This is a genomic window from Rickettsia endosymbiont of Culicoides newsteadi (assembly GCF_002259525.1).
In the GTDB taxonomy this organism is placed as follows: Bacteria; Pseudomonadota; Alphaproteobacteria; order Rickettsiales; family Rickettsiaceae; genus Tisiphia.
This window is the reverse complement of sequence record NZ_MWZE01000075.1, coordinates 1-6011: the sequence shown is the minus strand read 5'-3', so window position 1 is coordinate 6011 and position 6011 is coordinate 1. Positions and strand designations below refer to the sequence as shown.

Here is a 6011-nt window from a genome sequence, read left to right as displayed (position 1 = left end):
ACAAATTGCAGCTTGAAAAATGCAAAAATGGGAAACAAAATTATTATTTTTTTGTCTTGATTTTTCAGTCCAGTATCACTTGTGCCAAATTTCCAGCAAGTTCTATCCAGAGCAATAATGTATTTGTCATTAGCAAAAATATTCAAAATAAACTTAGCAATTTGGTCATAATTAAATATTTGATCCCTAAACAGCCTATATATTCTTTGAATTCTAGAGCTATGTTTAGCTTCACTCTTAATTCCAAGTGCCATGTTTTTACCGCTAACGGAGCAATTCTCAATTAGACTCATAATCATTCCAGAAAGACATTCTAGCCTTGATTTTTTCCAAGAAAAGTTTAGTATCAGTGACTGAAGTAGTATATTGTGCATAGTCAGAAAATACACTCTTATACTACTTCAACCTCCCATATACAATACCTTTGCAGAGTATTTATTACAAAAATTGTAGGGTACTATGGGTTGCCACCTACGTAGGCAGGAGCCTAGCACTACAGTTGTAGATTGAATGTGAGTGTTCACGGAAAAAAGGTTAAAGTATAAGATGTCATTGCGAGGAGGTTGCCAGACCGACGAAGCAATCCAGGAAAGTGATTAGAAATGGATTGCTTCGTTGACCTTACGGTCTCCTCGCAATGACTCTTGGTGATCAGGTTTTTTTATTCATCACAAAAAAATAGCAAAAAAATCGTGAATGCTCACATCTAAACTACAACTGTAGTACTAGATTCCCGCCTACGAGAGAATGACAATAGTGGACGGGAATGATGCCTATGCGTCATTGCGAGCTGATATATCCCCACGAAATTGTTGCAAAATAGCAAGAATTGATAGAATATCTTCATTATTTAATGATGATGGAGATAGTAGGTTATGGATGTAAAAACAGTATTAAATGAAGTAATAAAAGAACATTGTCCTTTTATACATAATAATCGTTTAAATGCGTTACTTGATGTTGCAGAAGACTTGACAGTAAAAGATAAAAAGATTTATTCGTATTTTACCCTTGGGAAATTTATTATTGAATTTAATTATTTGCATGCCATAAAACCATTGGTAGAATCCCTGGCATCTATTATAAAGACGGAGCTTTGTCGCGCTTAATTTCGTGGGGATATATCAGCTCGCAATGACGGTTTTTCAGCTATTGTTTTCTTAAACTAAAGCTTATGTGAGTAGGCGGGAATCTAGACCCCTAACCGAAGCAGGGATGACATTCTACATAGGGGTGACAATCATTGTCTTATATTTTATTCAAAATAGCTGTGAAGTAAAAATATGGCTAATCTGAATAAATACTATAGTTAATTCAGAAGAATTTTGTCTGGTAGCGAGGGAGGGATTTGAACCCCCGACACGCGGATTATGATTCCGCTGCTCTAACCAACTGAGCTACCCCGCCATGATGGAAATAGCTTCAATACAAAAAAGTAAGCCCCTGTCTTCCTCGCAATGAAGTTAACCACATACGATTTTTAAAATGTATGCCTAGTATAGTCAATTGATGAGAAGTTGGAGACGTCGTCGCTCAATGCTCGCCTATTACTTATAGGCGTCGCTCCATCACTCCTGCTACCCAATCCTCCTGAATTGACTATATCTTTAACGTTTAGAGAACTGAGTACTTTTTCTAGCTTTATGCTTACCATATTTTTTCCGCTCTACAACTCTTGAATCTCTTGTTAAGAAGCCAGATTTGCGTAGAATACTGTGAAATTCTGGGGCAATTTTATCAAGAGCTCTAGCAACGCCATGTAATACAGCCCCCATTTGTCCTGATTTTCCGCCACCTTTGACAGTACATATTATATCATATTGTCCAGAAGTTTTGGTTACAACGAATGGTTGTAAGAGAGATTTGGTATGAGATTCACGAGTAAAATATTGCTCAACATTTTTTTTGTTAACAATTACTTTACCACTACCACTTTTTAACCAAACTCTAGCAATCGCATTTTTCCTTCTGCCTGTACCGTAAACCTTGTTATCACTGTTTTCTGCAGATGGTTTTTGCTTAACTAACTTACTCTGAATTGGACTATTCTTAGTGTTTTCACTTTGAAGCTTCAATGTTGTCATAATTCACTATTTTTTATTCTTGGTATTTTTGCTTGCAAAATCATAAAATTCTGGTTGTTGAGCTTTATGCGGGTGTTCATTCTCTGCGTAAACATATAGATTACTCATTTGTTTTGATCCCAGAACATTTCTTGTGATCATTCTTTTTACAGAGAGTTTAATGACTCGTTCAGGGTGCTTACCAGCCAGGATTTTTCCGGCAGTTGTATCTTTTATTCCACCCGGGAAACCAGTATGACGATAATAAATTTTACCATCTTTAAGAGCTGATTTTTTACCTGTCAAGCAAATATGTTTGGCATTAATTATTACTACATAGTCCCCACAATCTAAATGAGGAGTGAAGGAAGGTTTATGCTTACCGCGTAAGATTTTAGCCACCTCACTAGCAAGCCTACCTAATACAAGGTCTTTAGCATCTATAACCCACCACTTCTTTTGAATTTGTGATGGTTTTGCAGAATAAGTTTTCACGTTATATATCTTTATTAATTACAATTATACTTGAAAATAGCAAAAAATTGCTGTTTTCACTATCCAAGTAGTGAGCTATATTAAATAGCATTATAACCAGTATTTTGTCAAGACAAATTACAATAAATTATACCATAATATAGCTTCTTGACTAATCTACTAGTATAATTTTTTTATCAGTAGTAAAATACATAGTACCACAGCAGGTTTTGCCATAATATTCAATATTTTTAGTAATTTTACTAATTACCGGAGTGGTGCTTAAATTACCATTAATATCTGATTGGAAAGTATATAATTCACCTTTAGCAGAGATAATATTTAAATTCCAATCTTTTTCTCTCCCCTCTTTTTCCCCTGTTGTTTTAGCAATTATCGGGGCTAAAAATGATGAAGCTTTAACTTTTTTGATATCTTTTCCATCGTTTAAATCTGCTACAAACTTAACTTTACCAAATTCAGTGCTTATAGCAGCTACTTGTCCAGCATTATTTGTTACAAATAAACTATTGCCAGCTAAAGACATTGATTGTACATCATAAGCTTTAATTTGCCATAGGATATTACCGGTTATAATATCTAGCTTTATTATCTTGCCGGCACTATTAGCTATATATAGGCGAGAGTTATTGACAACAGGTTTGCATAATATAAAAGCTGCCTCAAAATTTGGTAAACCTATTTCTTGCTGGCTAGATAAATCGTTAGTCCATAAAATTTTACCACTATTAGATTCTAAAGCAAGAATTTGTCCTGAATTATAGTTTACTATCACATAACCATTTTGTACTATTGGAGCTACATGATAACTTGATGATAAAATTTCAATTATACCTTCATGTTGCCAAACAAAATTTAATCTCTCAGTATTAATCGCTAATATTTGATTAGTTACTGTTTGAACTACAATAGTATGATTATTAATTAATATCGGTTTTATTCTGGTAATATCAGGTAGTTCTTTTCTGATTATTTCATGACCTGATTTACTATCTAAAACTACCAAGAATCTTGAACCATAGGTAACGTATAGTTTATCATTATGGTATAATATTCCGCCACCAACATAATGATCATTTTTGTTGGTGCTTATATTATATGACCAAATAATAGCTTTGTCTTTCATAGAAAAGGCAGAAACATTACCTTTGTTATCGATGGTATAGACAACAGCTTTCTTAAAAATTGGCTCGGCTATTATTTTGTGTTTTGTAACAGTATATTCATTATTCTGAAGCATCTCAGGGCTAAATATATCGGTTTTAGCAGAATCCACTTGAATTGCTTCATTAGTTTCTACAGATAATCTAGGAGTTAATTCTACAATATTTTTTGTTTTTTTACTTATTAGATCACAAGAAGTTAACATTAAAGGTAGTAAAAAAATAATTAATCGTTGTTTTGTCACAAGTTGTTTTGCCATAATCTAGACCTTTATTATTGTAAATTTGCAAGTAAAGCTTTAGCCTGCTCTTTAACTGTTTGAGTTGTACTTTCTAGTGATATCAACTTTTTTAAAGTATCTTCGGCTAAATCTTTTGAGTTGTTATTAATATACCAAATTGCTTTGATAATATTTGCTGTCCCAAAAAATGGTTTATTTTCATCATCAAAATAATTTAAATATTTCTCGATTTCATTAGTGTTTACATCAGATGAATTTGGTTCATCTATCATTAAACTCAACCAAACTAGATGGGCATAGGCATTTGTTAATTCATCATAATTGTTGTTATCGATAACTTTTTTTAATAAAGTTCTTGCTTCAATAAAATCTCCTTGGTGTATTTTGATACTAGCTTGCTCGATAGCAGCTAAACCACTTACTTTATTAGTACTTGTTGTCATTAAATTATCCAAAGACTTTATAGCAAGCTCTTTGTTATCATTAATAAGGGCTATAGATTTAGCTAAAATATCACCTGTCTTTTGGTTATTCTCTATTGCCTTTCTATCACGCCAATTATTTATTAACATAAATAATATTACTATAAGTGTAAGGATTATAGTGATAGGAAGAATTTTTTTAAAGTAATAAAGTTTTTTTTCTTCATTTTTATCACTTAAAACTTCTTGCAAAATGTCAGTCATGATTATTTACCAATTATTATTCATATATCCTAATGTTTACAAGCAAATTTAATTCTTGCCTCCTTAGCTCTTTTTATTGAGGTAGCTGGTCTATTTGGAAACTCTGCTTCAAGTTTATCAAGAATAGAACATGCCTCTTGTCCTTTTTTAAGCTCTCCAAGAGATAATGCTAATTTTAGCAATGAGTCAGAAGCTTTGATCCCTTTTGGCGATTGTTTATAACCTTTTAAATAATTTATTGCGGCTTTATCAAACATCTTACGTCTAAAAAAAGATTCACCATACCAAAAATAAGCATTACTTAACAAAGGACTCTTAGAGTAATTTTTTAAGAAATTTGCAAATTTTTCTTCAGCCTCTGTTAATTTATTATCTTTTAAAGCGGCAAGTGCTAAATCATAAAGTTGTTTATCTGCTGCCACTCCCGAAATAGGTTTTACAACATCAGTAGCAACAACTTCTTTCTCCACTTTTTTAGTAGATGGTATATCAAAGACATCATTAGCCACAGAATCATCTACTGAATTTTTTGATGTATCGCTACTATCTTGGGAATTTGTTACCTCTTGTTTTGTCGAGTTTAAAATTTTCTCTAATTTACCAATAGTATGCTCAATTATTTCAATTCTGCCAAGTAAATGTTGATTTTCTTTTTCTAAACCATCTAATCTTTCCGTATAATCATTAGAGGTATCAAATTTCAAATTTTTTCTAGTAATTTGATTCTCAGCCAATACTTGCGTAGCAATCAAAATAATCAATAAATATATAGAAATTATTTTCATACGTTAATATTTTATTTAAAAGTTATAAAACCAGCTGAGTATACTAGAAATTTTATAGTAATCTATAACTTTTCAGTTCAACTTGATTTTTTATAGTTAACTCAGTTAGCATTTCTTCATAATAAACTGCTGTCATTGCGAGAAAGACCGTAGGTCAATGAAGCAACATAACCTTACGTCCTCAAGCCGTCATTGCGAGAAGGTGTAAATATTTTTCAACGCAAGTGTCATTGCGAGACCACATAGTGGTCGCGGCAATCCACACTTAATGGATTGCTTAGTCGTGCTTTAGCACTCCTCTCAATGACGTTTTTACCCTGTCATTCCCACATCTAATTTGTCATATATGGACGAGTGAATTTGTCAAGAAAGAAAATAAAAAAATAGAGCCACAAAGGAAGCGGTCATATATTCAGCATCGAGTGCCATAATGGTTTCTGCATTCTTATAAATATCCTTGAGTGACCTCTCATTCCCACGGCTTCTAGAGCCTCGACATAATTACGGATTTTATTCAGAATACTTATTCATTAACTCTTTAACTTTCGTTCTCTTTATTGTTACTATTCTTTACTCA

The 6011-nt window shown here is 32.5% G+C and carries 8 protein-coding genes, 1 tRNA gene and 1 pseudogene; 2 read left to right on the top strand and 8 right to left on the bottom strand.

Annotated elements, in window-relative coordinates:
- Positions 1-374, bottom strand: a pseudogene (locus tag RiCNE_RS05400) (hypothetical protein); the annotation flags it as partial.
- 373 nt (positions 375-747) lie between these two features.
- On the opposite strand from RiCNE_RS05400, the gene RiCNE_RS07570 reads away from it, so the two are divergent.
- Both RiCNE_RS07570 and RiCNE_RS05395 read left to right on the top strand, forming a co-directional pair.
- Positions 748-885, top strand: a complete 138-nt coding sequence (locus tag RiCNE_RS07570; RefSeq protein ID WP_157905694.1) for a hypothetical protein — start codon at positions 748-750, stop codon at positions 883-885.
- On the top strand, positions 876-1109 hold the full coding sequence (locus RiCNE_RS05395) for a hypothetical protein (RefSeq protein ID WP_094649576.1): 234 nt from the start codon (positions 876-878) through the stop codon (positions 1107-1109). The genes RiCNE_RS07570 and RiCNE_RS05395 overlap by 10 nt, the downstream gene beginning before the upstream one ends.
- Before the next feature lie 221 nt (positions 1110-1330).
- Here the strand turns inward: RiCNE_RS05395 and RiCNE_RS05390 are convergent.
- From RiCNE_RS05390 to ybgF, 7 genes are all read right to left on the bottom strand, one after another.
- Positions 1331-1407 (bottom strand) — tRNA-Met (locus tag RiCNE_RS05390).
- Between the two features lie 73 nt (positions 1408-1480).
- Positions 1481-1585: a palindromic element RPE2 domain-containing protein gene (locus tag RiCNE_RS08505; protein ID WP_157905693.1), complete on the bottom strand. Its 105-nt coding sequence runs from the start codon at positions 1583-1585 to the stop codon at positions 1481-1483.
- Between the two features lie 22 nt (positions 1586-1607).
- Positions 1608-2084 carry a 30S ribosomal protein S9 gene (gene rpsI / locus RiCNE_RS05380; protein WP_094649574.1) on the bottom strand — a complete coding sequence of 159 codons (477 nt, stop codon included), beginning with the start codon at positions 2082-2084 and terminating at the stop codon, positions 1608-1610.
- A 6-nt stretch (positions 2085-2090) separates the two neighbouring features.
- Complete coding sequence (gene rplM / locus RiCNE_RS05375) at positions 2091-2558, bottom strand: 50S ribosomal protein L13 (RefSeq protein WP_094649573.1); 468 nt, start codon at positions 2556-2558, stop codon at positions 2091-2093.
- A gap of 151 nt (positions 2559-2709) precedes the next feature.
- Entirely contained in the window at positions 2710-3981 is a 1272-nt protein-coding gene (locus tag RiCNE_RS05370; RefSeq protein WP_094649572.1) for an outer membrane protein assembly factor BamB family protein, read from the bottom strand.
- A gap of 14 nt (positions 3982-3995) precedes the next feature.
- Complete coding sequence (locus tag RiCNE_RS05365) at positions 3996-4649, bottom strand: DUF2659 family protein (RefSeq protein WP_094649571.1); 654 nt, start codon at positions 4647-4649, stop codon at positions 3996-3998.
- 29 nt (positions 4650-4678) lie between these two features.
- Positions 4679-5434, bottom strand: a complete 756-nt coding sequence (gene ybgF / locus RiCNE_RS05360; RefSeq protein WP_094649570.1) for a tol-pal system protein YbgF — start codon at positions 5432-5434, stop codon at positions 4679-4681.
- Between the last annotated feature and the right edge of the window lie 577 nt (positions 5435-6011).